This window comes from Enterobacter cloacae complex sp. IR5384, from assembly GCF_049237265.1.
GTDB lineage: Bacteria > Pseudomonadota > Gammaproteobacteria > Enterobacterales > Enterobacteriaceae > Enterobacter > Enterobacter cloacae.
Genome location: NZ_JBMKHJ010000036.1, coordinates 18,908 through 44,994 on the forward strand (window position 1 = coordinate 18,908; position 26,087 = coordinate 44,994).

At 50.5% G+C, this 26,087-nt stretch carries 21 protein-coding genes, 2 pseudogenes and 1 riboswitch; of the genes and pseudogenes, 12 read left to right on the forward strand and 11 right to left on the reverse strand.

Annotated features, from left to right (window positions below; translation table 11 throughout):
* Positions 1-454 precede the first annotated feature (454 nt).
* The 4 genes from ACOTX3_RS21690 to ACOTX3_RS21705 all read left to right on the forward strand — a co-directional run bounded on the left by ACOTX3_RS21690 (position 455) and on the right by ACOTX3_RS21705 (position 6,866).
* Complete coding sequence (locus ACOTX3_RS21690) at positions 455-1,669, forward strand: efflux RND transporter periplasmic adaptor subunit (protein WP_023336640.1); 1,215 nt, start codon at positions 455-457, stop codon at positions 1,667-1,669.
* On the forward strand, positions 1,669-4,842 hold the full coding sequence (locus tag ACOTX3_RS21695; protein WP_023336641.1) for an efflux RND transporter permease subunit: 3,174 nt from the start codon (positions 1,669-1,671) through the stop codon (positions 4,840-4,842). Before ACOTX3_RS21690 ends, ACOTX3_RS21695 begins: the two co-directional genes overlap by 1 nt.
* Before the next feature lie 17 nt (positions 4,843-4,859).
* Positions 4,860-6,329 carry an efflux transporter outer membrane subunit gene (locus tag ACOTX3_RS21700; RefSeq protein ID WP_023336642.1) on the forward strand — a complete coding sequence of 490 codons (1,470 nt, stop codon included), beginning with the start codon at positions 4,860-4,862 and terminating at the stop codon, positions 6,327-6,329.
* Between the two features lie 345 nt (positions 6,330-6,674).
* Positions 6,675-6,866 (forward strand): heavy-metal-associated domain-containing protein, encoded by a 192-nt coding sequence (locus ACOTX3_RS21705; protein ID WP_016154448.1) that lies wholly within the window; start codon positions 6,675-6,677, stop codon positions 6,864-6,866.
* Positions 6,867-8,483: 1,617 nt separating this feature from the next.
* Here ACOTX3_RS21705 and ACOTX3_RS21710 read toward each other — a convergent pair.
* On the reverse strand, positions 8,484-9,233 hold the full coding sequence (locus ACOTX3_RS21710; RefSeq protein ID WP_058660965.1) for a MipA/OmpV family protein: 750 nt from the start codon (positions 9,231-9,233) through the stop codon (positions 8,484-8,486).
* Between the two features lie 162 nt (positions 9,234-9,395).
* On the opposite strand from ACOTX3_RS21710, the gene ACOTX3_RS21715 reads away from it, so the two are divergent.
* From ACOTX3_RS21715 to ACOTX3_RS21730, 4 genes are all read left to right on the forward strand, one after another.
* Entirely contained in the window at positions 9,396-10,091 is a 696-nt protein-coding gene (locus ACOTX3_RS21715) for a response regulator (RefSeq protein ID WP_023336646.1), read from the forward strand.
* The gene (locus ACOTX3_RS21720; RefSeq protein WP_023336647.1) at positions 10,088-11,254 is read left to right on the forward strand and encodes a sensor histidine kinase; all 1,167 of its coding nucleotides are present in this window, start codon (positions 10,088-10,090) and stop codon (positions 11,252-11,254) included. Before ACOTX3_RS21715 ends, ACOTX3_RS21720 begins: the two co-directional genes overlap by 4 nt.
* Before the next feature lie 101 nt (positions 11,255-11,355).
* Positions 11,356-12,471: an efflux RND transporter periplasmic adaptor subunit gene (locus ACOTX3_RS21725; protein WP_023336648.1), complete on the forward strand. Its 1,116-nt coding sequence runs from the start codon at positions 11,356-11,358 to the stop codon at positions 12,469-12,471.
* Positions 12,468-15,527, forward strand: coding sequence for an efflux RND transporter permease subunit (locus tag ACOTX3_RS21730; protein WP_023336649.1), 3,060 nt, complete (start codon positions 12,468-12,470; stop codon positions 15,525-15,527). Before ACOTX3_RS21725 ends, ACOTX3_RS21730 begins: the two co-directional genes overlap by 4 nt.
* A gap of 167 nt (positions 15,528-15,694) precedes the next feature.
* Here the strand turns inward: ACOTX3_RS21730 and ACOTX3_RS21735 are convergent, their stop codons facing one another.
* The 3 genes from ACOTX3_RS21735 to ACOTX3_RS21745 form a co-directional block, all read right to left on the reverse strand.
* Positions 15,695-15,955, reverse strand: a complete 261-nt coding sequence (locus ACOTX3_RS21735) for a cation-transporting P-type ATPase (RefSeq protein WP_016154443.1) — start codon at positions 15,953-15,955, stop codon at positions 15,695-15,697.
* Between the two features lie 109 nt (positions 15,956-16,064).
* Positions 16,065-16,370, reverse strand: coding sequence for a fluoride efflux transporter CrcB (crcB, locus tag ACOTX3_RS21740; RefSeq protein ID WP_009652450.1), 306 nt, complete (start codon positions 16,368-16,370; stop codon positions 16,065-16,067).
* Positions 16,371-16,498: 128 nt separating this feature from the next.
* Positions 16,499-17,134 carry a 2,3-bisphosphoglycerate-dependent phosphoglycerate mutase gene (locus ACOTX3_RS21745; protein WP_224788374.1) on the reverse strand — a complete coding sequence of 212 codons (636 nt, stop codon included), beginning with the start codon at positions 17,132-17,134 and terminating at the stop codon, positions 16,499-16,501.
* 168 nt (positions 17,135-17,302) lie between these two features.
* On the opposite strand from ACOTX3_RS21745, the gene ACOTX3_RS21750 reads away from it, so the two are divergent.
* The gene (locus tag ACOTX3_RS21750; protein WP_023336651.1) at positions 17,303-17,437 is read left to right on the forward strand and encodes a hypothetical protein; all 135 of its coding nucleotides are present in this window, start codon (positions 17,303-17,305) and stop codon (positions 17,435-17,437) included.
* A 75-nt stretch (positions 17,438-17,512) separates the two neighbouring features.
* Here ACOTX3_RS21750 and eno read toward each other — a convergent pair whose 3' ends face one another.
* From eno to ACOTX3_RS21765, 3 genes are read right to left on the reverse strand one after another with little or no spacing between them, the layout of a single operon-like run.
* Entirely contained in the window at positions 17,513-18,799 is a 1,287-nt protein-coding gene (gene eno / locus ACOTX3_RS21755) for a phosphopyruvate hydratase (RefSeq protein ID WP_023336652.1), read from the reverse strand.
* A 15-nt stretch (positions 18,800-18,814) separates the two neighbouring features.
* Positions 18,815-19,243 carry a universal stress protein gene (locus ACOTX3_RS21760; RefSeq protein WP_023336653.1) on the reverse strand — a complete coding sequence of 143 codons (429 nt, stop codon included), beginning with the start codon at positions 19,241-19,243 and terminating at the stop codon, positions 18,815-18,817.
* 3 nt (positions 19,244-19,246) lie between these two features.
* Entirely contained in the window at positions 19,247-20,209 is a 963-nt protein-coding gene (locus ACOTX3_RS21765) for a DHHA2 domain-containing protein (RefSeq protein WP_009652407.1), read from the reverse strand.
* Between the two features lie 42 nt (positions 20,210-20,251).
* A riboswitch (Fluoride riboswitch) is annotated at positions 20,252-20,326 on the reverse strand.
* Between the two features lie 116 nt (positions 20,327-20,442).
* Between ACOTX3_RS21765 and ACOTX3_RS21770 the strand changes: the two are divergent.
* Both ACOTX3_RS21770 and ACOTX3_RS21775 read left to right on the forward strand, forming a co-directional pair.
* Positions 20,443-20,846 (forward strand): annotated as a pseudogene (locus tag ACOTX3_RS21770) (Tn3 family transposase); the annotation flags it as partial.
* A 111-nt stretch (positions 20,847-20,957) separates the two neighbouring features.
* Positions 20,958-21,263, forward strand: a pseudogene (locus ACOTX3_RS21775) (hypothetical protein); the annotation flags it as partial.
* A 472-nt stretch (positions 21,264-21,735) separates the two neighbouring features.
* Here the strand turns inward: ACOTX3_RS21775 and ACOTX3_RS21780 are convergent.
* The 3 genes from ACOTX3_RS21780 to ACOTX3_RS21790 all read right to left on the reverse strand — a co-directional run bounded on the left by ACOTX3_RS21780 (position 21,736) and on the right by ACOTX3_RS21790 (position 24,131).
* On the reverse strand, positions 21,736-21,945 hold the full coding sequence (locus ACOTX3_RS21780; protein WP_023336656.1) for a YdgH/BhsA/McbA-like domain containing protein: 210 nt from the start codon (positions 21,943-21,945) through the stop codon (positions 21,736-21,738).
* 155 nt (positions 21,946-22,100) lie between these two features.
* Complete coding sequence (gene def, locus ACOTX3_RS21785) at positions 22,101-22,616, reverse strand: peptide deformylase (RefSeq protein WP_023336657.1); 516 nt, start codon at positions 22,614-22,616, stop codon at positions 22,101-22,103.
* Between the two features lie 81 nt (positions 22,617-22,697).
* Positions 22,698-24,131, reverse strand: coding sequence for a dihydrolipoyl dehydrogenase family protein (locus tag ACOTX3_RS21790; protein ID WP_023336658.1), 1,434 nt, complete (start codon positions 24,129-24,131; stop codon positions 22,698-22,700).
* A gap of 126 nt (positions 24,132-24,257) precedes the next feature.
* Here ACOTX3_RS21790 and ACOTX3_RS21795 point away from each other — a divergent pair, with 126 nt between their 5' ends.
* Complete coding sequence (locus ACOTX3_RS21795; RefSeq protein ID WP_023336659.1) at positions 24,258-24,833, forward strand: TetR/AcrR family transcriptional regulator; 576 nt, start codon at positions 24,258-24,260, stop codon at positions 24,831-24,833.
* Between the two features lie 278 nt (positions 24,834-25,111).
* Here the strand turns inward: ACOTX3_RS21795 and ACOTX3_RS21800 are convergent, their stop codons facing one another.
* A complete protein-coding gene (locus ACOTX3_RS21800) occupies positions 25,112-25,321 on the reverse strand; it encodes a YdgH/BhsA/McbA-like domain containing protein (protein WP_032645162.1) in 210 nt (69 codons plus the stop codon).
* Positions 25,322-26,087 lie beyond the last annotated feature (766 nt).

A 26,087-nucleotide genomic window follows, 5' to 3' on the forward strand; every position in this document is an offset into this window, starting at 1 on the left:
TATCAAATCAGCCAGTTGCGTAAAGAAATGCGGCATGTTGTGCCGCTGGTTCTGAATGGTCAGGTTGGCAGCGCGATGACGAATGACATGCTGCCGCAGGCGGCTATCCCGGGAGAAGGGGGAAGGTCTGGCGTGAGTCTTCAGCGGTGAGCTCAATTGCTGCATGGGTCACTACCTTCGCCATATCTTGAGCATACTACCGGAGTAGTCCAGCAACAAAGTGGCCGAACTACTTCCATGGAACGTGGTTCTTCCCGATAAATAATCGTCAATACGGCGCTCGTTTAACGCTTACACATTAAATATTAATTAAGCCTGATTGGATGTTTTTCATTTTTTTTAATTGGTGTGCTTGACCTTCCAGTAACATCAACCTTTAGCCTTGTAAGAAATTGCTACAGCGCCGTTTTCGGATGGGCCGGGGCTGCCTGTGGCATATGAAAGGATCACTGTTATGAAAATGAAAATTGGGGTTCTGATTGTGTCGGCCGCAATCATCGCCACTGCCGGGATTGCGTTTGCCCGGGATAGTGGCGGCAACGATGAGCCGGCCGCAGCGGCCGCACCTATGGCTCCCCAGGTTCCCGTAGCCGAAGTGCTCTCGCGTCAGATAGTCCCTTCGGCAGAGTTTACCGGTTCATTGGCGGCCCCAAAAACCGTAGAGCTACGCCCACGCGTTGGCGGTGCTATCGACGCTGTCAGCGTACCTGAAGGCAGCATAGTACGTCAGGGGCAGTTGCTGTTCCAAATTGATCCTCGTCCATTCCAGGTGGCTCTTAACAGCGCGCAAGCACGACTCAAGCAGGCAGAAGCGCTGGCTATCCAGGCCAATCGCGATTTTGAGCGAGTTGGCCGGCTGGTGAACAATGGCGCGGTATCCCGGAAAGATTACGATGACGCAACTTCTACACGTCATGCTCGTCAGGCTGAGGTGCAAGCTGCAAAGGCCGCGGTTGCGGCGGCGACACTGGACTTGTCTTATTCGCGCGTGGCGGCACCGATTACCGGCCGTGTGGATCGCATGCTGGTGACCGAGGGAAATCTGGTCAGCGGCGGTGGTACGGGATCTGCGACGCTATTGACAACGATTGTTTCCGTCAATCCGCTATACGCTTACTTTGATATTGACGAGGCGACGTTCCTTAATTCGGTCAGCAAGGCACGTCCTGACGCCGCAAATAAGGTTGAAGAGCGTTTACCTGTACATGTTGGGCTGGCGACAGAAAAAGGTTTCCCGCATCAGGGAACGCTCGATTTTGTCGGGAATCAGATCGACCGTAGTACCGGTACTGTCAGGGTACGTGCCGTAATCCCTAACGAAGATGGGAAACTGACGCCAGGCGCCTTTGCCCGCGTGCAGCTGGCCACCGGTGCAGCACATCAGGCGATTCTGATTGACGATCAGGCGATAGGGAGCGATCAGGGACGCAACTATGTCCTGGTGGTGGGTGCGGATAATAAGGCGCAGTATCGCCCGATTGAGCTGGGCGCGGTGGTTGATGGTTTGCGCGTGGTCAAGAGTGGCCTGAAAGCCGGTGAGAACATTATTATCAAGGGGCTGGTGCGTCCCGGTATGGCGGTGACGCCGCGTTTGACCCCGATGCAGGCTTCTGGCGCGTCGGTTAGCGAGGGGGAAAAAGCCGGCTCCGTTGAAGGGGGAGGCCAATAATGAAATTCCCACACTTCTTCATCCAGCGGCCTATTTTCGCGATTGTGTTATCGGTGTTTATGCTGATAGCTGGCGCTCTGGCTTTCTTTCAGCTTCCGCTGAGTGAATACCCATCGGTAACACCGCCTACCGTGCAGGTTTCGGCAAGCTACCCTGGTGCTAACCCTAAAGTGATTGCTGACACCGTTGCTGCTCCACTGGAACAGGCAATCAACGGGGTGGAAGGCATGTTGTACATGAGTTCCCAGATGTCTGCCGACGGTCGAATGGTATTGACGATTTCATTCCGGCAGGGAACCGACCCCGATATTGCGCAGATTCAGGTGCAGAACCGGGTTTCTCGGGCCTTGCCGCGCTTGCCGCCTGAGGTGCAGCAGATCGGTGTCGTGACGGAGAAAACGTCACCGGATATCCTCATGGTTGTGCATATATTTGCGCAGGGCGATCGCTACGATCCGCTTTATGTTTCCAACTATGCCATGTTGAACGTGCGTGATGAGCTATCACGCTTGCCAGGTATTGCCAGCGTCACGCTTGGAGGCGAGGGTGAATACGCGATGCGTGTCTGGCTGGATCCGACCAAAGTCGCTTCCCGTGGTTTAACGGCCAGTGATGTGACTGCTGCAATTCGTGAGCAGAATGTCCAGGTCGCGGCCGGTTCTGTCGGTCAACAGCCGAACAGCTCTTCTGCCTTTGAAGTCAGTATCAATGCCCAGGGGCGTCTGACCACCGTTGAGCAGTTTGGCGATATTGTGATCAAAGCTGGCGCTGATGGCCAGGTTACCCGCCTGCGCGATGTTGCGCGTCTGGAGTTGGGATCGGACAACTATTCCCTGCGCAGCCTGCTGGATGATAAAAATGCCGTGGGTATGCACATCGTTATGACGCCTGGCGCCAATGCGCTGGACGTCTCTGCCTCGGTTCGGGCGACGATGGCGAGGTTGCAGGCCAACTTCCCGGAAGGTATCGAATATCGTATCGCTTATGACCCGACAGTGTTTGTCAGCGCCTCGTTGAAATCAGTGGCAATGACGTTGCTGGAGGCAACGGTGTTGGTGGTACTGGTGGTGATGCTGTTCCTGCAAACCTGGCGGGCTTCTATCATCCCTCTGGTCGCGGTACCTATTTCGTTGGTCGGTACTTTCGCCCTCATGTATTTGTTCGGCTTTTCGCTCAACACGCTGTCGTTGTTTGGTCTGGTGTTATCGATAGGTATCGTTGTCGATGATGCCATTGTGGTGGTTGAAAACGTCGAACGACATATTGCGCAGGGCCGTTCTCCGAAAGAAGCGGCAAGAAGGGCCATGGACGAGGTTACCGGCCCTATTTTAGCCATTACTTCCGTTTTGGCAGCTGTGTTTATTCCTTCAGCGTTCCTGTCAGGATTGCAGGGGGAATTCTATCGCCAGTTCGCGCTGACCATCGCCATTTCGACGATCTTATCTGCGATCAACTCGTTGACGTTATCGCCGGCTCTGGCATCAGTGCTGCTTAGACCTCATCAGGATATGGCGCAGGCCGACAGGTTGACGCGCGTCATGGATCGCGTATTCGGTGGTTTCTTCCGTCGCTTTAACGCTTTCTTCGATAGATTGTCGAACAACTACGTTGGTGCAGTCCGCCGGGCCGTACGCGGTAGTATCATCGTGCTGGTGCTGTATGCCGGTTTCCTGGGCCTGACATTGTTGGGGTTCCAGCAGGTTCCTAACGGTTTTGTGCCCGCTCAGGATAAATACTATCTGGTTGGGATTGCTCAATTACCTTCCGGCGCTTCGTTGGATCGCACGGAAGCCGTAGTGAAAGAAATGTCCAGAATTGCGCTGGCAGAACCTGGAGTGGAAAGCGTCGTGGCGTTTCCTGGGTTGTCGGTAAACGGCCCAAACATGCCTAACTCCGCATTGATGTTTACAATGCTGAAGCCCTTCAGTGAACGTAAGGACCCTTCGCTGTCCGCAGCAGCTATTGCCGGTAGTCTGATGGGGAAATTTAGCCAGATACCTGACGGCTTTGTTGGGATCTTCCCCCCACCACCGGTACCGGGGCTGGGCAGTATGGGAGGATTTAAACTCCAGATCGAAGACCGGGCAGGGCTTGGCTTTGAAGAACTGACCCGTGTTCAAGGGATGGTCATGGCTAAGGCCATGCAGGCCCCTGAACTGGCAGGGATGATGGCCAGTTTCCAGACTAACGCACCTCAGTTGCAGGTTGATATCGACCGCGTGAAAGCCAAGTCTCAGGGCGTCGCACTGACCGATATCTTTGATACATTACAGGTGAATCTGGGGTCGCTGTATGTGAATGACTTTAACCGCTTCGGTCGTACGTATCGGGTGATCACTCAGGCAGATGCGCAATTCCGTATGCAGCCTGAAGATATCGGGTTGCTTAAAGTGCGTAATGCCACGGGTGAAATGATCCCACTGGGAACGCTGGTGAACATTACCCGTACCTCTGGACCAGACCGTGTTATGCGTTACAACGGTTATCCGTCGGCAGATATTACGGGTGGCCCAGCTCCAGGCTACTCCTCCGGACAGGCAACGGCAGCTATTGAGAAGATCGTTAGTGAAACGCTGCCTGAGGGGATGACATTCGAATGGACCGATCTGACTTACCAGGAGAAGCAGGCTGGCAACTCGGCGCTGTATATCTTCCCGTTGGCGGTATTCCTGGCGTTCCTGATCCTGGCCGCACAATACAACAGCTGGTCACTGCCGTTTGCGGTGCTATTAATTGCCCCAATGGCATTACTTTCCGCGATCGCCGGGGTTTGGCTATCGAATGGAGATAACAACATCTTCACGCAGATTGGTTTTGTGGTTCTGGTGGGCCTGGCGGCGAAAAACGCAATCCTGATAGTCGAGTTCGCTCGTGCCAGAGAGAGTGAAGGCGTCGATCCTCTGGCTGCCGTCCTGGAGGCCGCTCGCCTGCGTCTGCGCCCGATACTGATGACTTCGTTGGCATTTATTGCGGGGGTTGTGCCTTTGGTGATCGCGAGCGGTGCCGGTGCGGAAATGCGTCATGCCATGGGGATTGCCGTGTTTGCCGGGATGCTGGGGGTGACGCTGTTCGGACTCTTGTTGACGCCAGTGTTCTATGTCGTGGTACGTAAGCTGGTTATTCGCCGGGAAATCAAGCAGGCACAGCGGGCAATCAGTGATTCACGACCATGACGGGCGGAGCGAGAATAATGAAAGCAGAGTATGAAATGAACCATCGTATTAATAAACTCCAGGTGCTGGTGATGGCGGTGGTATTGGCCGGTTGTACTATGGCGCCGGACTACGAACGGCCTTCTGCACCAACGAGCTCGAGCTATCCTTCGGGAGCGGCTTATGCTCAGGGCACGGTTTCACGGGTTCAGACTGCCGTGGCTGATATCGGTTGGCACGATTTTTATCGTGATCCGTTGTTGCAGCAATTACTTGAGGTCGCGTTGGCAAACAACCGCGATCTGCGCAAGTCGGTGCTGGATGTTGAGGCCGCGCGGGCCCAGTACCGGATCCGTCGTGCCGATATGTTGCCAACACTGAATGTGGATGCGGGCTCTGCTATGCAGCGTCTGCCCGCAGATGTCAGCCCGAGTGGTTCAACTCAGATAACGCGGAGTTATGACGTTAATGGTGCAGTGTCAGCCTGGGAACTGGATTTGTGGGGACGGGTTCGTAGCCTCAGCGATCGGGCGCTGGCAACTTACCTGGCGTTGGATGAAACACGGATTGCGGCAAGGCTGAGCCTGCTCGCTGAGGTGACAAACGCTTATCTGACGTTGCGTGCGGATCAGGAGTTGCTGCAACTGGCTCACGATACGCTGACCACGCAAAAGAGGACTTACGCATTGACCCAGGCGCTGTTTGATGCGGGTAATGCAACGCAAATCGATTTGCGGCGTGCAGATATTGCGTTGCGTACTGCGGAAGTCAGTCAGGCGGCTTATACGAGGGTGGCGGCGCAGGATCGCAATGCACTGGTTCTGCTTTTAGGGCAGCCATTGACGGCCGAACTCTCGGCCAGCCTGGATAAAGCGAATACCTTGCCCGATGACATCATCCCTTCAGCGTTGCCGGCGGGCTTGCCGGCCGAATTGATGGTGCGTCGTCCGGATGTCCGTGCGGCAGAGCAGCAACTGCGTGCAGCTAATGCCAATATCGGGGCCGCTCGCGCGGCATTCTTCCCGGCAATCAGTTTGACAGGATCGGCTGGTACGGCCAGTTCGAGTCTGGACGGGTTGTTCGATCCGGGGTCAGCGGCCTGGAGTTTTGTTCCGCAAATCTCGTTGCCTATTTTCCGGGGGGGCGCGCTGCGCGCCAATCTGGACCTGGCCCAGGTACAAAAGCGCATCGAAATTGCGAATTACGAGAAGGCGATTCAAGTTGCTTTCCGCGAGGTGGCTGATGGCCTGGCGGGCAGACAAACCCTGGATGATCAATTCCGTTCAGAACAATTGTTGGTGCAGGCCAGCCAGGCTAACTATGAATTGGCCTCACAGCGCTTCCGGGCCGGTATTGACGATAATCTGGCGGAGCTTGACGCACAACGAGCTCTGTTCAGTGCGCAACAAACTCTGGTTCAAACCCGACTGGCGCGAATGAGCAATTTGGTCAATTTGTATAAAGCGCTAGGGGGCGGATGGACAGAAAGCTCTCCGGCTAAGCCATAACTCTCCGGGCAGGTTAACGCCACTGTCTGGCGATAAGGTCGGCAATACGTGGGTGGAGGGATAAAACCGCCCGCGTATTGCATTGTCGTAGGGATAAGGGGTTACGGCGCGGCAACCACTTCTTTTACTGCGAGGACTGCTACGTCTTCGTCTTGTTGCCCGACAGCCGGCAGAAAGCACAACTGAACGGTTTACTTGAAATACTTTGGGGCAGTATATATCCCCACCTCAGGTGAAACGCTTAGTCAGAGAATATAAGCACGAAAATTTTTGGCGATAGGGCTTGACCTTACAACGGTGGCAAGTTCTATCATTGAAGTTACTACAACTAAATAGGATATATATATGCAATTACATCTAGAAAATATGACATGCGGCGGATGTGCCCGGACAGTGACTAAAGTGATTCAAAATATTGATCCTGAAGCAAGTATCATAACTGATCCACCGACTCGTAAGATCGAAGTGAAAACTTCTTTATCTACTGAACAAGTTGCTAATGCTTTACGTGAGGCAGGTTTTCCTCCGAGAGAGTAGTTAACTAAAAATGGTTACCTCCCCGCTGTGGTAACCATTTTTTATCATGTATCCTTACGGTTAGAAGTATTTCTGTTATTATTATGCACCATGGTGGGGTGTTTAGATGTCTTGAGTTGTAGTTTTGATTTAATATGTCTATTACTTAACTCACTAATTTTTTCTCTATGTTAAATGTATTGTGTTCAATATTTATGTGTGATTTACTAAATCATCGGTTTTTTCTTTTAAGGCCTCATTAATGTATCATGTGACGTCAAGTATTTGTGGAGGGGGTATTTGGTTTTTTTTAAATATATTAAGAACAGGGTGGTATGCCAAATTTATCATCATAAAAAGTAAGAAGAGCGAAGTATACGTAAACCAAACGCTGTAAGTTTAAGCATGCCATTTTTGTTCCATGCACTTCTTGATAGCTCCGGGTTTTCAGTCATCAGCCGATACCTCTTCCTGTATCAGGTTATTCAGAGATTCATGAGGCCGCTCGTTATTGTATTACCTCAGCCAGCATAATGTAATTCTCCCGTACCTCATTCTGAGTTCTAAATAGATTAAAATCCAGTATTTATGTCCGATAGCGGCGGTTAAACAGCTCTGCTTTGCATTAGTAACCCGCGTCCCCGGTGGGCATTGATACGATATGCTTCCTGCGGAGAATGCACCGACTGGTATTTCTGTGCCGGCCTTAGAACTTTTGCTTCAGCATCTCCTGAAGCATCTCCTTGTCCACACTCAGGCCAGCCACCTGTTTCTTCAGTCGCTGATTTTCATCCTCCTGCTGCCGCATGTGATTCAGTTCTGAATGAGAAATATCGCCTTATTCCTTACGGTATGTAATGGGATTGTCAGGGCATCGTACAATAGCGTGTTCGACAGCGTGATGAACTACTGTCCAGAAGAGCTTGACCGTACGCTCGATATAATTCTCGATAGCGTGGAGGCTCATATAAAGGTCTATGTGTCGGTCAAGAATCTTGATGCCAGTATGGTGGTAAAAGTACTCAATGAAGTAATGTCAGAAAATATTATTGCCATCTAAAAATCAAAGAGACTGATATATCAGTCTTAAAATAATAGTCAGTTAGAGACTCAACGGACGGAACAAATTAGCTGGCAGTGCGTACTATATCCATACTATTATGGGATGACGATATTCAATTTATGTCAAACTTTTCAAGTCTTCACTCGTCAATTCTGGTCACGCAGGGATTCGGCCCATTCAACATGTGATGTCGTGGTTTTTCTGATATTTTCGTGGTCATTGTTTATGGGGGCAGAAGAACCACGGCGGGAATATAGTCCGTGCAGTCTTATTTAATATGCTAAGGTTTTCTTTCGCTATACATGGTTTTATACTACCGAGAATATAGATAAAGGATTTGGAAAGGTAATGAATTTTAATGCTGTCCTCATATGCTATTATCCTGCGCTTATAATCCACCCCACTGAAAGTGTAATAGTACATGTTCCTGCTCGTAATCTTCCGGTGATATATCACTCAGGGCTTGAGGCCATTTCCAAGCCAATAGATGACTCGCAAAACATCATCTGATATCAACATTCAAATATATGTTTCTGATAGTCCACTTTTCGGAGACTCTGCCAGTTCCAGGCGCGTCAGAATGTCCAGTTGATACCAGCAAAACCGCTGATATTGTCTCGCGCTGACACAACAGGACTGTCACTGGTTTTATCCGCAAGCCAGGCATATGAAGCGCCCAGTAGGGTGCCCCAGTGTTCATTAAACTGATGCTGCCAGCTCAGGGTGGTCTGCGTAGCGTAAAATCCTGCGCTACGGTTGTATTCCCGAAAACCGGTTGTGCGGCTCTGGGCAGCATTAACGCCGTACCAGGTATTAATGTACCGGGCATCACCAAAAAGTGCCGCGCCCTGCAAGGCAACCGTATCTGTGTCGTTCTGCCAGGGCACGAGCGTCAGCGAGGCCTGGTACTGTACCCCCTGTGAATCCGTCAGCGGCAGAGTTGCACGGATTTCCGGGGTAAACCAGCTGTTCACCTGCCAGCCAACAGCAACCTGCGTGTTCAGTGCACCACGGATGTTTCCCATTCCTTTCAGTTTGTCAGAACCATCGCGCCACGATGAATTTTGATCGGCACGGCCAAAACTGTATCCGAACGCATTTTCAAAATAGAGCCCATTATCCGTCTGCAGGTCATAACCGATACCTTTTGTTGAGCCGAAGAAAAACGCGCCTTTACGGGCCTGCAGGGAAGGCATCACTGTCCAGTGCTGCTTATCCGCGCCACTGTAGCGGGGGGCGTTTTCTCCTATTATCCCCACCGTCACTCCATCCTGATTGCCGCTGTCGGCAATAGCGGACCCGCAGGTCGCTGCCAGCAGGATCATAGTACACCCTGTTACAGACGAACACGTTGCCATCATATATCCCTCGTTTTATGTTTATGCATTACGGTAAGCTGTAACCGCCCGGCAAACCGCAGTGGATTATGACGATGCTTTATCAAGACTCAGCGTGGAAACCATCAAGAAACCATCAAGGCAGAATGAATGAACACAAAACGTATTCTGATTATCGAGGACGACCGGGATGCGGCGAATGTTCTCGAAGCCTATCTTCGCCGTGAAAACTTCGGGGTCATACTGGCCCATGATGGAAAAGCAGGACTTGAAGCCGCCCTTACCCAGCATCCTGCACTTATTCTGCTTGATATCATGCTGCCGGGTATGACCGGAACAGAAATACTCAGCCGGCTGCGCCGCGAATCCGATGTTCCCGTGATAATGGTCACCGCAATGGGCGAGGCTCCGGACCGTATCGGGGCCTTACGCTTCGGTGCGGATGATTATGTCGTCAAACCTTATCATCCGGGTGAGGTCGTGGCCCGGGTGCAGGCGGTGTTACGGCGTGGGGCGGCAGCGCATACTGACGCTGAAAATTATCGCCGGGTGGGGGCCGTTGAACTCAACCGGGACACCATGTCAGTCGCTATTATTCACGATGAAAACCGGGTGCACCTTGAGCTGACCCCCACCGAGTTTTCACTGCTGGACATGATGATGACCCGCCCCCGGAGCGTCTGTTCCCGTCAGACCCTGCTTGAACACTGTCTGCCGGAGAGTGATGCCCTGGAGAGGGTGGTTGATACACACATCTATAACCTGCGCCGCAAACTGGAAAAAGCGGGGGTCAGCGGTGTGCTGACCAGCGTGAGAGGGGTCGGTTACCGGTATTTGCAGCCATGAATAAAAGAGAGTCCCGTTCATTATGGCGCTGGATTTGCGTCAGGGTGTTGTCGCTGGCGGCCGGCAGTGTCGTGCTTATCGCCCTGTGCATGTGGCTGCGTTTTGCCCTGCTGGATGCCTGGGTACAGAATCGGATGCCGGAGCCGGTACGACAGGAATTTCTGCATCTGCGGGAAAATCCCGATCTTAACCGCATCCGTTACCATGAAATTATTGATGACTGGTACGGACTGCAGTTCTCAGACCCGTCCATTGCGTCAACAGACTGGCTGACGCTGGGAGGGCTGGTCCTGTTTGTGACGCCGCTGATAATTATGCTCGGTTTGCTGGCCGCCCGACCTCTCGCCCGGCAGTTCGGTCTGCTGACGCGGGCCTCCGCAGCGATAGCGCAGGGGCGTTTTACCACTCGCTCAAAACTGGATGCAAGTGCGCCCTCTGAATTGATGTTGTTTACGCAGAACTTCAATACCATGGCCGAAAGACTTGAACGTTATGACCGGGAATTACGGGCATCTCATGTTGCGGCCGCGCATGAACTGCGCTCTCCACTGACGGCCGCGGTGGGCCGTCTGCAGGGAATGATGGACGGCGTATTCCCGCCTGATAAGGCGCAGATGAATATGGTGATGAACCAGCTGCAGAGCCTCAGCCGTCTGATTGATGATTTGCACCTGCTCTCACTGGCTGATGCAGGGCAACTCACGCTGAATAAACAACGCTTCTCACCCGCCGGATTACTGCAGGAAAAGATTGCCTGGCTACGGCCACAGGCTACCGCCGGGCATTTCGGTTACGACACGGATATCCCTCCGGGAGAATGTTGTGCGGACCCGCTGCGAATCGGACAGGTCTTTACCATTTTAATGGAGAACGCTCTGCGTTACGCGACGGAAGGCGGGAAGCAAACGATACAGGGGTACGTTCAGTCAGGCTACTGGACGTTCTCCTTCCGGGATTACGGCGCGGGCGTCGAACCGGATTTTCTGCCGGTGATGTTTGACCGGTTTACCCGTTCTGATGTTTCCCGTTCCCGTCATTCAGGAGGCAGTGGACTGGGTCTGTCGATTGCCAGAGCCATTTGTGAGTCTCACGGCGGAACGCTGACCGCCAGTATCCCGCAAGAGGGGAACGGACTCCTGTTTCAGGTGAAACTGCCCGTATGAGTTTTCTTTTTCACTTTTCTTGACCAAATCTTGATGGTTCGTCGAACGTATCTGGACACACCTGCGGTTTACTCATGGCAGCATTTTTTCCGGAGGCTGCCATGCCATCATATTCATTCATCCCCCTGATAGCATCTTTGCCTTTCTGGCGACGGGGCTCAGCCCTGGTTTTCGCCCTCGCCCTGCAACTGACCGGCTGTGATAATGAGCCGGTATCCCGCCATGTCCCACCAAGACCGGTGATGACCACGGAGGTATCTGCCGGCAATCATGGTGGGCAGACGCTTATGACCGGTGAAATATTGCCCCATGAAGAGACGATTATCGGCTTCCGTACCGATGGCCGGATGGTGAAACGACTCACGGATGTGGGGCAGTCAGTGGTTGCCGGGCAGGTACTGGCTGAACTGGATGATACCGATTTGTGTAATCAGTACCGCAGTGCTCAGGCGGTAGTACAGGAAGCCGGGGCAAGCGTCAGGCTTGCTGAGATAAACCTGCGACGCATGACGCTGCTTGCCCCGCAGGGTGCGGTTGCCCGGGTTCAGCTTGACGAGGCCCGCACAAACCGCGACACGGCAACAGCAAAACTGCAGAGCGCTCAGGCCGACCTGAGCAGTGCAACGGACCGTCTGGGGTATGCGCGACTGGTCTCACCGGTTACCGGGGTGGTCACCACCGTCAGCGCCGGTCCGGGACAGGTAGTGACCACCGGACAGGAAATCCTGCGGGTGGCGCAGTCAGGGGCCCGTGATGCGGTCTTCAGCGTACCGGGGGCTCTGGCTGACACCCTGAAACAGCAGCAGACACTCACCCTGCGTATGGCGGATAACCCGTCGGTGTCGGTAACCGGAACGCTGCGTGACATCAGCCCGCAGGCAGATACACAGACCCGGACCTGGCGGGTACGCTATGACCTTGAGAATGCACCCGCAGTAATGGCTATGGGGGCGACGGTCACCGGGTCATTACCAATGGGCGGCAGTGATGTGTTTCAGGTACCGGCATCTGCCCTGACGAGGAAAGAACAGAAGCCGGCAGTGTTCGTGGTGGACACCGACAAAAATCGCCTGCGCCTGACACCCGTTGACATTGCGGCCTATATGACCGATTCGGTGCTCATCCGAAAAGGGCTGACAGCTGGTGAACAGGTGGTCACTGCCGGGGTCAGTCAGTTACGTGACGGGGAAAACGTGCTGACGGAGGACCAAAAATGAAAAATGTTATGCACGCTTCCGTCGGTTTTAATCTTTCTGCCTGGGCACTGGCCCACCGACAACTGGTGGCTTTTCTGATGCTGATGATCACGGTGACAGGCGTCATGAGCTTTCTGAATCTGCCGCGCAGCGAAGATCCGGCGTTTACCATTAAGACCGCCGTGGTGTCGGCACAGTGGCCGGGCGCAACGGTAAAAGATACCGTCAGTTTCGTCACCGACACGCTGGAGAAGAAGCTCCAGGAAATCCCACATCTGGATTATATCGAGAGTTACACGCGTCCGGGCTCGTCGGTGATTTTTGTGAACCTGCGTGATGACACACCGCCGTCAGAGGTTGCGGGTATCTGGTATAGCGTGCGGAAAAAGATGGACGACATCCGGGCATCCCTGCCGGACGGCACCACCACCCCGGCCGTGGATGATGAATTCGATGATACATACGGCACAATTTATGGCTTCACGTCGGACGGCTTCACTCCCCGGCAGTTACGCGATACCGTCGATGATATCCGGGCATCTCTGCTGGCTGTTCCGGGAACAGGGAAAGTTACGCCGCTGGGTGACAGCGAACAACAGGTGGTGATTGCTTTTGATCCACTGAAACTGTCGGGAATGGGACTCGATCTTCAGCAGGTGACGGCGGCTCTGCAGGCACAGAATGCCGTCACGCCCGCCGGACGTATCCGGACATCACAGGAAAATATGTCGGTGGAAGTCAGTGGCGCCTTCACATCCGTGGACAGCCTGCGGCAAATTGTGCTGCATACCGGAAACCGTTTTATCCCCCTCACCGATTTGGCCACGGTCACACTGCAGCAGGCAGATCCGCCCTCACCGGAGTTTAGGGTTAACGGTAAACCGGCACTCGGGCTGGCGATTTCGATGGCTCGCGGTGGAAATATTATTGATTTTGGTCGGGCGCTGAACGCGACGATGGACAGGATCCGCACGCATCTTCCTTACGGGATCAGTGTGGAGAAGGTGGCAGACCAGTCGGCCGTAGTCAGTGACGCGGTGGGAGGATTCGTCCAGGTGCTGGTTGAGGCCGTTATTATTGTGCTGGCCGTTTCTTTTTTTTCGCTGGGCAGCCGGGCAGGTCTGGTGGTCGCTGTGGCCATTCCGCTGGTGCTGGCCATGACATTTACCGGGATGGAATTGGCCGGGATAGGGCTGCAGCGAATCTCCCTCGGTGCCCTGATTATTGCACTGGGACTGCTGGTTGATGATGCCATGATCACCGTAGAAGCCATGGTGTCGCGGCTTGAGGCTGGCGATGCCCTGAGTGTGGCCGCCACGCAGGTATTTCGTACCACCGCGTTCCCGATGCTGACGGGAACACTGGTGATGATTGCCGGATTTATACCGGTGGGATTTGCGGAATCGAGCGCAGGAGAATACTGCTACTCCCTGTTTGTGGTGGTACTGACAGCGCTGCTGAGCTCATGGCTGGTTGCGGTTCTTTTCTCGCCGCTTACCGGCGTCTGGTTACTGCCGGAACAGCATTCACATCAGTCACATAAGCACAGTTTCTTTCACCGTCATTATACCCGCCTGCTCGACCGGGTGATGCAGCACCGGCGCAAGACACTCGGTTGTGCCCTGGCGATACTGATATTGTCCGGGGGCGGGGCCCTTCTGATGCAGGGTGAGTTTTTCCCGGCGTCCGATCGCCCGGAGCTACTGGTGAGCCTGACTCTACCGCAGAATGTCAGCCAGGCACAGACACACCACGACGTCCTGAAGTTTGAAGCGAAATTGCGCGATAATCCTGATATTGACCATTACTCAAGCTACATCGGTTCCGGCGCTGTACGTTTTTATCTGCCGATGGATGTTCTGCTGCAGAAAGAGAACATTGCCCAGCTGGTCGTAGTGGCGAAAAATGAAGCGGCGAGAAACCGGCTGCAGAAACAGCTTGAGCAGATCCTGTCGAAAGATTTCAGTACGCTCACAACCCGGGTATCCACACTGGAGTTGGGCCCCCCGGTAGGCTGGCCGATCAGATATCGGGTATCCGGGCCGGATAATACCCGTGTACGTGAACTGGCCACGCAACTGGCAGGGATGATTGCCCGCAATCCCGATACTCGGGGTGTCAATCTGACGTCCGGTGAACCGGAGCGGGTCATCCGTCTGCGGGTGGATCAGACGCAGGCGCGTGCCACCGGCATGACGTCTCAGTCACTGGCAGGAACGCTTGCCACGCTGTTCTCCGGAACCACCGTGACCACCCTGCGCGACCGTAACCGCCAGATTGATGTGGTGCTGCGGGGAAATGAAGCCTCACGACAAAACCCGGCGTTACTGAATGCTCTGATGCTGACATCATCGACCGGGAATAAAGTTCCCCTGGGACAGGTCGCCACGCCAGAATGGACGCTCGATGACCCGGTTATCTGGCGCCGGCAGCGGCTGCCGTTTATCACGGCCCAGTCGGATACCGCGCCCGGGGTGCGTGCAGAAAGGCTATCATCGGCACTGTCTCCTGTCGTTGCCGGTTTCCGGGAGAGTCTGCCGCCGGGTTACGGCGTGGAGGAAGGCGGGGTGGTTGTGGAGTCGGACAAAGGGAACAGTTCAGTGTATGCGGTATTGCCTGTCACGCTGATGGTGATGCTGTTACTGCTGATGATCCAGTTACAGCGTTTTTCCTCGATGTTGCTGGCCCTGCTGATGGCACCCTTTGGTCTGCCGGGGATTGTTATGGCTATGTTGCCTTTTGGCATACCGATGGGCTTTGTAGCGCTGCTGGGGATCATTGCACTGGCCGGGATGATCATCCGTAATGCCGTCATTCTTATTAGCGAAGTGGATGTGGGGATGAAAAATGGTTTCACTGCGGATGAGGCGATCAAAGTCGCCGCGCTGCACCGTTCACGCCCCATCATGCTGACCGCTTCGGCGGCCATTCTCGGGATGCTGCCGATTGCCCGGGATGTTTTCTGGGGACCGATGGCATTTGCCATTATTGGTGGGCTGCTTTCAGCCACACTGGCAACGCTGACACTACTGCCGGCAGCAATAAGTCTAATCTTTCACTGGAAACCGTATCCCTGACGAGTCCTGCCGTATCATCGCCTATGCTTCGACTAATGATTGCAACCCGCGGATATGGGGATGACCGTCGCTGCCGGTTGCGACTGCTAGGATCATGGCGCCGGACGCCGCCATGACCTGCTGGATCGTGGTGAACTCAGGAGGGGATTCGGCGTGTGAGACAGCGACTATCTGTGACCTCCGAATGAGGTGAATGGATGGTTCGTCGTTGTCTGAGCGCGCACTGGTTCAGTCGTCTTTCCCAGAACCACTTCAAGTACCAGCGCAATTTCGAGCATCCAGGGGATGGGACCCAGCAGACGTTTGAGGATAGCACGCACCTGGTCCGGAGGCTGTTCACGCACTTCGTTATAGCCACATTGACCCAGCCGGGTCTGCACCTCGGCCTCGGAAAGTCCCTTCACGATATTCTCAGGGAGCATCTCCATACACCCTTCTCCGGAAATACCTGACCCGGCAGGTCAGGTATGTTGTTATGGCGATAAAATGAAAATCTGCCGGAGACATGGCGCGGTTAAGTGTATGGCGCATATGCTTTTACAGCAGTGTCATCACAAAGAAACCAGTGGCAGTCATCAGAAGCGAGCCAGTTACGTGCGTCAGTACGGAAATGACAGCCCATGCATAATTGCCATTCTGAAGTAACACCACCACCTCAGCAGAAAAGGTGGAAAAGGTTGTCATACCGCCACATATGCCGGTGGTAATAAAAAACTTCCAGGCGGGATCAAGGTGAGGCTGCCGGACAAAAAAGGCCAGTGCCATACCGATGATAAATCCGCCAACCAGATTAACCACCAGGGTACCAGGTGGAAGATTGGGGAAAAGTGCATTGAGACGCATGGACAGTATCCAGCGGATCACACAGCCGATCGATCCAGCGGATCACACAGCCGATCGATCCGCCTATCACCACCGCGAATAATGATTTGTACATACCACCTCGCTGAAATCAGGGCACCATCAGACCGTCATTCAAGGGAATAACGTGCGGTGATGGCCCGTTTTTCATTCATTTCATACAGTACGGGGATTCCCGTCAGGACATGCAGATCGGGAACCTTATTTTCATCAATCTGCTCAATAAACATGGTCAGCGCACGCAGTGTATTAGCATGACTGACCAGCAACATGGTTTCGCCACTGGCGACGCGCAGGACAATGACGTGGTGCCAGTAAGGCAACAACCTTCGTTGCGTTATTTCCAGACTTTCTCCCCCCAGCAAATCCGTCAGGGACACATGACGATAACGTGCCTCACGATGAAGTGAAGCAGGTGCTTCCGGCAACGGAAGGGAGATACCACGATAGCTCCTCCGCCAGTGATAAACGATTTTCTGGCCAATCTGTTGAGTGGCTTCATCTTTGTTCATTCCCTGAAGCGCACCGTAATGACGTTCATTTAACCGCCATGATTTGTCCACCGGTAACCACAATTGATTCAGCGCTTCCATTATCAGCCAGAGCGAATGAATTGCCCGGTTCAGAACGGATGTGCAGGCTCCATCTATGATTGTAGTGGCACACTGATCCCGGACCGTTTTATCAGGTTTGCTGCGCGCCGGGTTTCCTCCACTCCTTTCAGCATCAGCGGGACATTTTCCCATCCGGTAAAACGATTTTGCGATTCAACTAACTTTCGCCATGGCGGAGTAAAATAATTTTCCCCATAACAACTACCTGTCTGTCACCCACAACTGAACCGGAAGGACCTGAACCCGTTGAGTTGTTTGTACTGATTACCCGGATTTACCTGGACTCCGGTCAAGGAGGTGATGCATCAGAAGATGGGCACCGCTACCGATGAACAGCGCGATTACAACGGCACTGGTATCATCCGGCAGTATATTAAAAAAGGCATCAGCGATCAGGAAAACCAGACAGTTTGCCTGGATCCCCGTTGCTGTTGACAGTATGAGTATTTTTCCGTTCACAGAACCACCCTACCCCTTCCCGTATCTGAGCATACGGGAAGGGTGACGGAATCAGCGTTTTTTGAAGGCGGCTTTACCGGCGAAGATGGCGGCATCACCTAATTCATCTTCAATACGCATCAGTTGATTGTATTTCTCAATGCGCTCCCCACGGCTGGGTGCACCGGTTTTCAGGTGACCAGCCCGCAGGCCGACGGTCATATCTGCAATGAAGCTGTCCACGGTTTCCCCGCTCCGGTGCGAAATAAAGGTTCCCCAGTTGTTATCCTGACACAACTGGACGGCTTCGATGGTTTCACTCAGGGTGCCTATCTGGTTCAGTTTGATCAATGCGGCATTGGCCAGGTTTTCATCGATACCTCGCTGGATATATTTCACATTGGTCACAAAGATATCATCGCCAACCAGCTCAACTTTATCGCCGAGCGCGCGGTGCAGGAGCTGCCAGCCGGCCCAGTCGTCTTCCGCAAGGCCATCTTCAATCAGGACTATCGGGAAATCCTTCACCAGTTGCTCATAGTAGCGGGTCATTTCGTCGGCGCTGAGCCGGGTATTTTCGGTACGCAGGGTATATTTCCCATCGACGTAGAATTCACTGGAGGCCGGATCCATGCAAATAACGATATCTTCGCCTGGGCGGTATCCCGCCTTGCTAATTGCCTCCACGATAAGCTCCAGCGGCTGACGGTTTGAGGAAACGGCCGGTGCAAAACCGCCTTCATCGCCCACGCCGGCGGATAAACCTTTTTCCAGCAGGACCTGACGCAGGGCCTGGTAGACCTCACTGCCCCAGCGAATAGCTTCGCGTACGGAAGAGGCTCCCCATGGTGCAATCATAAACTCCTGAAAATCAGCGCCCTGCCAGCGGGCATGAACTCCGCCGTTAATGATATTCATACAGGGAACCGGCAGCAGATTCGCGCCGACGCCACCCAGATAGCGGTAGAGCGGGGTAGAGGATAGTTGTGCCGCCAGGCGGGATACTGCCAGCGATACGCCAAGGATCGCATTAGCACCCAGCCGGCCTTTGTTTTCTGTGCCATCAAGGGCAATCAGACAGTTGTCGATTTCTTTCTGGCGGCGTACATCGTAGCCCTGCAGGGCATCGTTAATTTCGGTATTGACGCACCGGACCGCATCCTGAACACCTTTACCGCCAAAACGTGTCTTGTCATCATCGCGATGCTCGATGGCTTCACGGGAGCCGGTGCTGGCACCGGAAGGAACGGAGGCACGGGCCATACTGCCCCCTACAGAAGTCACTTCAACCTCTACGGTCGGGTTACCGCGGGAATCCAGAATTTCTCTTGCGATGATACATTCAATTTCAAAGCTCATAAGTTTGACCTTCTTTTAAGGGGCTGGAATATGTTTAATCAGAACATCAACAGAAAGGTGATTGATGAATTCGAAAGAAAAGGAGGAAAAAACCCTGAACAGGCGGTTTTCATGCCCCAGCATGACCAGATCGATATCTTCATGCTGAACAACGGCCTCAACGTCCCGGAAACGATGGATGCTGACGATGGACCTGACGTTGATATCAATACTGCTGGACTCCACCAGACGGCTAAGCATTGCCTTTGCATCAATAACTTCGCGGGACTGACGGTCTTTGGTTAATGAGTCACTGGTATAATCCAGTTCCCTATAGTCAGCACTGAGATGCCCGACAGTAATACGGGTGCCCATCTCTTTTGCCAGACGTTCTGCCTGCTCAAGCAACAGCAGACCATCGGTTTCATTCTGTACAAGTAACAAGGCATGCCGGTAAATTTGCATAAATCACCTCTTATAAGAAGCGAAGCGGTTGGTCAGCCAGGGGAGGATTTCTTTTTTCCGGCTTGTCATGCCGGGCAGCGATACCTGGCGGGAGCCTGTCAGGCTGCTGTCTGAAAAAAGCAAAACGGAGTTCCGGCTGGTAATGTCTGTCACCATCAGGATCACCATGTCCAGCACGCTGTCCTTGCAGGTTTTATCCATTTCCTGCAGTAGCTCAGGCAACAGGGGAGTAATATCAGCCATGTCGCGGACCTCAATTTGTGACAACAACAGCGGCACATCATGGATCCGGTAATTTTTGGCGTCACGATTGAGTAAAACCGACGCGGATTGCCCGGTTATATCTGTTTTGGCTCGCAGCAGCCCTGTCACAAACTGGTCATAATCGATACCGGCGATTTCCCGCAAAACAGCCACGGATTCCTGATCCTGAGTGGTGGTGGTGGGACCCGTCAGCGCAACGGTATCACTGAGGATCGCCCCCATCAGCAACACAGCCTGAGCGGCAGTCAGCGGCATCGGAATGTCATGCATGAGAATTGAGAGAATTACTGTTCCGCAGCATCCTACCGCCCGCACCCAGACATCCGGTGGATTGCGGGTAACAAGGGTACCAATACGATGATGGTCAATGATGCCGATGACGTTGCTGTCCATCAGCGAAGACGGTCCCTGCTCTGCATCCGTAAAATCAACCAGCCATACGGTTTTATCTGTCAGATCGACGGTGAGTAAATCGGGTTGTGAAACACCCGCAGCGTTGAGGATATAACGGGTTTCCGGGGTGATATCCCCCAGGCGCCAGGGCGTTGCGGGACGACCGGTGTAATTAAGCCAGTCAGCCACAACCAGCGCGCTGCAAATAGCATCGCTGTCAGGATTTCGATGACCGAAGACATAAATCGGATTATCTCTTTGAAAAGAGAGAGATTCTGCGGTAAGCGGTAATGTGGTTTTATTTTGCATAGCGATACCTGACATACATGCCTATAAGAGGACAACTTCATCTGTATATCAGGCGCCATCATCCGGTGTTGAAAAACCGGCGGTTGGGAAAGGTGGAGCACCATCACCTTGTAAATCAATCTTATATGGGCCTTTGCATTAAATCAATATTTATTGTTGGCCCTCGGTTTCGTACACACAAGTACATCCTGTCCCGCCAAAAACGTTTACGATAGTGCGCCAAATGAAGCAATTTATACCTTCTTAATTATATTGGTGATGAAGATTATCGCCGCCGCATCCTGACCCAACTTAACCGGGGAGAAAGCCGACATGCTGTAGCCAGAGCGATTTGCCACGGACAAAAAGGTGAAATAAGGAAACGCTATCAGGATGGGCAGGAGGATCAGTTGGGTGCGCACGGACTGGTGACCAATGCAGTCGTTCTCTGGAATAGCATCTATATGCAGGCAGCATTGGATCATTTACGTAATGAAGGTGAAACCATAAATGAAGAGGATGAAGCCAGACTTTCGCCACTGAAGCACGCGATATCAATATGCTGGGGCATTACACGTTCACACTTGCTGAGCAGGTAACAAAAGGCCAGCTACGGCCACTGAAGCAAGCGGAAGAAACGGATGAATGGACTCTGTGACGATCATATTGTCTCAGGGCTTGATGATCATCTGTTCACAAAACGTACTTAGCGTCCGTTTTCGTACGGTTGGGCTTCAGACCCCTAGTCTAGTCTGGGAGACATAAAACTATGTCAGAAACCTTTATGATTAATCATAAGAAAGTCCCGCTTAAGTCACTGCAATACAACAGTAAAGCGAATCAGCTGGAAGTGATGCGCAACTGGTTTTATGAACACTACGAAGACCTAGTGAATGCCTATCCTTATAACTCCCGGGAAGGTGGATATGCGTATATTTATGGCGGTCCTTATGACGCGGATGAAGAGCATCAGGCGAACTTTGGCGGATTCGTTAAGGACGATTACATCAAGGACTTAGTAGGCGAACTCCAGGCGGATTGCTTTGAATTGTCGGGAAATTCAAATAACACCGACTAGTACGATGATGATTTGTACAATGCGGTCACCCTTTATCAGACAATCTTGTCTGACGCTCCGGACACAAATATGCTGGTTTTATCTGTTCAGAACACTGAACTATGTTCGGGAAATCACAGAGTCAGGCTAACGGAATAGAATAGTGAGCGGCGTCTTAACCCCTTAAATCGTAAAAGCACCGGTTGCTAGCTGATGATGAATGGTTCTCTGTTTTAACCAAGCATCGGTATTGAGAATGGATCACAAAAACTGAAAGTATCAAAGAGGGCGTGGAGCTAAAATATTTGCACGGATAAAAAACTATACTTAACTATTAGTATTATATTAAAAAAATGCGGACTCTTTATCAGCAGTCCGCTAAAGTCTATTCAAGGAAAAACATGTGATATATCAAATAATAAAAATTAGTATATGGTGGCAGATTTTATCAAGGTATATATTCCTATAGATACCCTAAAATGATTATCTATTAATCCCCTAATTTAGCGGTCATGTGCACTCGATCACCAGTATACGCAGAGAGAATTTTGTATGACGTTTGTGCTTCTTTTGCTTTAGCAGCAATTTTTGCTTCTGCACTGTCAAGAGTGGAAGCAGTTACGCTGACAGTCTGCGCCATAACAGAGAATGAGACAACAGAGAGAAGACCAGTTGCTGCGAGAAGTTTGATATTTTTCATAGTGATAATCCTAATAATGTTAATGTTCATCATAAGAGCATACTGCTCGTTTCCTGTTGATGACCATTAAAAACCCTGTAACTACTATAGGGTCAATACTTTTTATTGTATTTTTTGCATGCGGTTTTCTTTTTATAAAACAGTTAGATACAAAATTACTTCCTTTTATTCCGACGGTTTCTCTGTTTCGATAATTTTCTTTGAACTCGTTCTTTCTTTAAGGGAGAGAGGTAGTCAATAATGAGTTTTCCTGTTAGATGATCCATTTCATGCTGGATACAGATAGCAAGAAGTCCATCCGCGTGAATTTCCTGGGTTTTCCCATATTTATCCATGTATTTGATCTTCACTACCTCTGAACGCTCAATATCGCAGTAAATACCCGGCAACGAAAGACAGCCTTCTGTTCCTTTAGAAATATTGTCGCTAGCCCAAACTATTTCAGGATTGATGATTACCATTGGCTGATCGCGCGTCTCAGACACGTCAATCACGACGACGCGCTCATGGGTATTTACTTGGGTAGCAGCAAGACCAATCCCGTTTGCATCATACATTGTTGCTAACATATTTTGAGCAAGAAAATGAACCTGCTCATCTATACATAGAACCGTCTTTGCTTCGGTACGTAATCGAGGGTCGGGAAACTGAAGGATAGGTAATATACTCATAGGAAAATCCCAATAAGCGAATGGACTAGGCCGCCATTGTCAGCATTAAGCTGACTATGGATTTAAGGTTGGTAGGTTGTGCTACCTAATTGGGGAGGTTTTCGCCACATTCTTTAGTGATTCTGTCATTGTGAATTCAGGGGACCATAGTTTAGCAAGTTGCTGTACTGTCATATTAGCTGAAAGGACATAGGTAGCCGCACCAATAACATCACCTGCAGATTCCCCTACCATATGAATGCCGAGTATCTTCCCTGTTTCACTATTCGAGATCAGTCTTACCAAACCATCAGTATGACGACTCACAATTGCACGCAATACAAACGCGACAGGCAGTTCTCGGACTTCATATGGAATTCCTTCTTCCTCAGCTTGTAATGCAGTCAAACCTACAGAAGCTAGCTCCGGAGAAGTGAAAGTTACACGAGGAAGGACATTATAATCCAGAGAATCTAGCTTATCACCAAGAGCATTACTCGCTGCTAATTTACCTTGCTCAACTGCAACATAAACAAATTGAGCACCGCCTGTAACATCACCAGCAGCCCAGACTCGTGAATTTGACGTTTTAAGATTCTCGTCCACAATCACCTGCCCACGTGGACCAGTCGAGATATTAACAGCATTAAGATTAAGATTTTCGGTAAATGGGCGGCGCCCGGTTGCGATCATAATCTTCTCAGCAGAAAGAATATAAGTGCTCTCACCAATCTTGACTGTGCAGCTAACTAAATCTCCCATTGCTTTTACTTGTGTGATATTTGCACCAGTTAAAAATTCAATACCTTGATTATTGAGTGATTTCGCCAAGACAGCAGATATTTCATGATCTTCGAAAGGAGCTATTCTGGTGGCAACCTCAATAACTTTGACTTTTGACCCTAAACGAGAGAACAACTGAGCTTGCTCAAGGCCAATAGCATTCCCACCAATAACCAGTAAAGATTCAGGAACTTTAGTAAGCGACATAGCCGTGGAAGACGTCAGATAATCTACGTCCTTCAACCCTGGAATTTCAGGAATGAACGGACTCGCCCCGCTTGCAATGACTACGTTCTTTGCATGTACTTGAGTGATGCCATCAATTCCATGAACATTTAAACTCACATATTCCTGATTCTGAGATAACGTAAAAGCGGCAGCCCCTCGAAACACATCAATACCGGCTTCAGAAGGTCCCTGTACATGATAGGTCTCTCGAAATTGGCCAATCATCTGATCTTTATCCCAAACCAACAATGCCAGGTCAACAGGAGCAGCCGAGGTATCAATGCCAGAAAATTTCTTTTGAAGCGCAGAAAAACGAATTGCAGCCGCCGCCAATAAGGTTTTGGACGGGATACAGCCAACATTCAGACACGTGCCTCCCGCAACCCCCTGCTCAATCATTGCTACTGATTTATCTAATCTGCGTGCTTCATTAGCCGCTGCCCTTGCAGCAGAGCCTGAGCCAATAGTCACTAAGTCATAGATTTTATGAAACATTTCATGCGGAGCACGGGGAGTACTTTTCATGTAAAAACCTCTTAATTAAGTACCGGCAAAGTAAAGGAGACCGATCTGTCTCCCTCATCTAAGAGTAGACAAGTCAGTCTACTGATGTCAATATTCAATCCGTACAACAACCAGGTCTTAGCTTCTATGGACAAGAAAGAACTATTAATCTCAACTGCTTTTAAACTTTTTTATCAATATGGAGTTCATGCTGTTGGTATAAACCAGGTATTGACTGAATCGGGTGTAGCGAAGAAGACGCTTTATACCTATTTTTCAAGCAAAGAAGAGCTTATTGCGGCTACCATTGACTATTGCAACCAACAATATTTCGCATCTTTAAACTCTCGTTTATCTCAAGTAGAGGATGGTTACCCATCTATTAGCGAGCTTTTCAATACACTCGATGATTCTATAAATAGCAGAGACATCACATCGTCATCTTTTCATGGTTGTTATTTTATCAATGTCAGTGCTGAATTTAGCGATCCCACTCATCTGATACATCAAAGGTGTGCTCGTAATAAAATAGAAATGGATGTATTAATCAGGCACCATGTGTCGAAGGTTATTTCCTCCGAAAAATTTGTGTTCGAAATATCAGAATCCGTTTCAATGCTCTTTGAAGGAGCTATTATTCGTGCTCACATACTCAGAGATTTACAAGCAGCGGTTAAAGCAAGAACAGCAGTCGAACAGATTATAAAATCAAAGCTGAGCTAGCTGAAACGATAATTTTAGAAACTCCAAAAACAGCCTTACTTAAAAAATAACCTCCGTAGTTCTGATAAATACAAATATTTCAATTTAATGATTTCCTTTGTAATTATTGATATATAGGAAAGACTCTAACATCGAGAAGTTAAAAAAGGGCTCCAACAACAGGCAGCCCTAAAACATCACTCAAGATAAAGGAAGGTAATATGCTTGTATAAATCGGCACATTATATTTGAATCACAATGGATAAATAAAAACATTGCTATTTCAAGCAGTTACATCGCTACTCTCCTAGAATAGCGGTCATGTGAACTCTATTGCCAGTAGAAGCAGAAAGAATTTTGTATGACGTTTGTGCTTCTTTTGCTTTAGCAGCAATTTTTGCTTCTGCACTGTCAAGAGTGGAAGCAGTTACGCTGACAGTCTGCGCCATACCAGAGAATGAGACAACAGAGAGAAGACCAGCTGCTGCGAGAAGTTTGATATTTTTCATAGTGATAATCCTAATAAAGTTAATGTTCATCATAAGAGCATATTGCTCGTTTCCTGTTGATGACCATTAAAAACCCTGTAACTACTATAGGGTCAACACTTTTTATTGTATTTATTTGTATAGCGCAGACTGTCTTGAACATCCACTTATCGAGAAATTTTTCTTAGACAAGAAAATTCACATATGATCAATAAGATATAGCGATTTTTTTATCGTTTTACACTGAAGATATTTTTTCTTATCCCATTTATATAGGTTTCAAAATATGTCTTTACAGGTAGTTGGAGGCTGAAACTCACGCATTCCCATCCCCTTCCCTTCAAACAACTCTAGCTTGACTCTGAATCAAAAGAATAAATACCTAGATCTTAAATCACGTGACATGAAATGCCCAAGCTGCCTAAATAAACCATATAACAATCATTGTTATTCAATAATAATGTCTTTTTTTGTTTATCCATTGTCTGTTTTTGTTTATCTAATTTTAAATATACATGAAATAATAATAACATTATCATATATTGGAAAGAGTTTTAAATGGCAGATATGGTTGTATTCGGAATGTCATTTCCATACATATTCAGGATAATGATTCAAGGCTATCTTTTTTATGTTGTATGCATGGTATTTGTGAAGCACTCTAAATTTTGGCACGATGTATGTGACCTGCCCCCACGATTAGATACAACACTCAGTTAGTAACGTCGGAATCTTCATTCTCAGAATGACCCTTTCTCCAGCCCGCTGCAAATTCAGACGGTGTCTG

Excerpts from the sequence above, each read along its gene's own strand:
- ACOTX3_RS21690 (WP_023336640.1), top strand. The coding sequence starts at position 455 with ATGAAAATGAAAATTGGGGTTCTGATTGTGTCGGCCGCAATCATCGCC.
- ACOTX3_RS21695 (WP_023336641.1), top strand. The coding sequence starts at position 1,669 with ATGAAATTCCCACACTTCTTCATCCAGCGGCCTATTTTCGCGATTGTG.
- ACOTX3_RS21700 (WP_023336642.1), top strand. The coding sequence starts at position 4,860 with ATGAAAGCAGAGTATGAAATGAACCATCGTATTAATAAACTCCAGGTG.
- ACOTX3_RS21705 (WP_016154448.1), top strand. The coding sequence starts at position 6,675 with ATGCAATTACATCTAGAAAATATGACATGCGGCGGATGTGCCCGGACA.
- ACOTX3_RS21710 (WP_058660965.1), bottom strand. The coding sequence starts at position 9,233 with ATGATCCTGCTGGCAGCGACCTGCGGGTCCGCTATTGCCGACAGCGGC.
- ACOTX3_RS21715 (WP_023336646.1), top strand. The coding sequence starts at position 9,396 with ATGAACACAAAACGTATTCTGATTATCGAGGACGACCGGGATGCGGCG.
- ACOTX3_RS21720 (WP_023336647.1), top strand. The coding sequence starts at position 10,088 with ATGAATAAAAGAGAGTCCCGTTCATTATGGCGCTGGATTTGCGTCAGG.
- ACOTX3_RS21725 (WP_023336648.1), top strand. The coding sequence starts at position 11,356 with ATGCCATCATATTCATTCATCCCCCTGATAGCATCTTTGCCTTTCTGG.
- ACOTX3_RS21730 (WP_023336649.1), top strand. The coding sequence starts at position 12,468 with ATGAAAAATGTTATGCACGCTTCCGTCGGTTTTAATCTTTCTGCCTGG.
- ACOTX3_RS21735 (WP_016154443.1), bottom strand. The coding sequence starts at position 15,955 with ATGGAGATGCTCCCTGAGAATATCGTGAAGGGACTTTCCGAGGCCGAG.
- crcB (WP_009652450.1), bottom strand. The coding sequence starts at position 16,370 with ATGCGTCTCAATGCACTTTTCCCCAATCTTCCACCTGGTACCCTGGTG.
- ACOTX3_RS21745 (WP_224788374.1), bottom strand. The coding sequence starts at position 17,134 with ATGGGAAAATGTCCCGCTGATGCTGAAAGGAGTGGAGGAAACCCGGCG.
- ACOTX3_RS21750 (WP_023336651.1), top strand. The coding sequence starts at position 17,303 with ATGCATCAGAAGATGGGCACCGCTACCGATGAACAGCGCGATTACAAC.
- eno (WP_023336652.1), bottom strand. The coding sequence starts at position 18,799 with ATGAGCTTTGAAATTGAATGTATCATCGCAAGAGAAATTCTGGATTCC.
- ACOTX3_RS21760 (WP_023336653.1), bottom strand. The coding sequence starts at position 19,243 with ATGCAAATTTACCGGCATGCCTTGTTACTTGTACAGAATGAAACCGAT.
- ACOTX3_RS21765 (WP_009652407.1), bottom strand. The coding sequence starts at position 20,209 with ATGCAAAATAAAACCACATTACCGCTTACCGCAGAATCTCTCTCTTTT.
- ACOTX3_RS21780 (WP_023336656.1), bottom strand. The coding sequence starts at position 21,945 with ATGAAAAATATCAAACTTCTCGCAGCAACTGGTCTTCTCTCTGTTGTC.
- def (WP_023336657.1), bottom strand. The coding sequence starts at position 22,616 with ATGAGTATATTACCTATCCTTCAGTTTCCCGACCCTCGATTACGTACC.
- ACOTX3_RS21790 (WP_023336658.1), bottom strand. The coding sequence starts at position 24,131 with ATGAAAAGTACTCCCCGTGCTCCGCATGAAATGTTTCATAAAATCTAT.
- ACOTX3_RS21795 (WP_023336659.1), top strand. The coding sequence starts at position 24,258 with ATGGACAAGAAAGAACTATTAATCTCAACTGCTTTTAAACTTTTTTAT.
- ACOTX3_RS21800 (WP_032645162.1), bottom strand. The coding sequence starts at position 25,321 with ATGAAAAATATCAAACTTCTCGCAGCAGCTGGTCTTCTCTCTGTTGTC.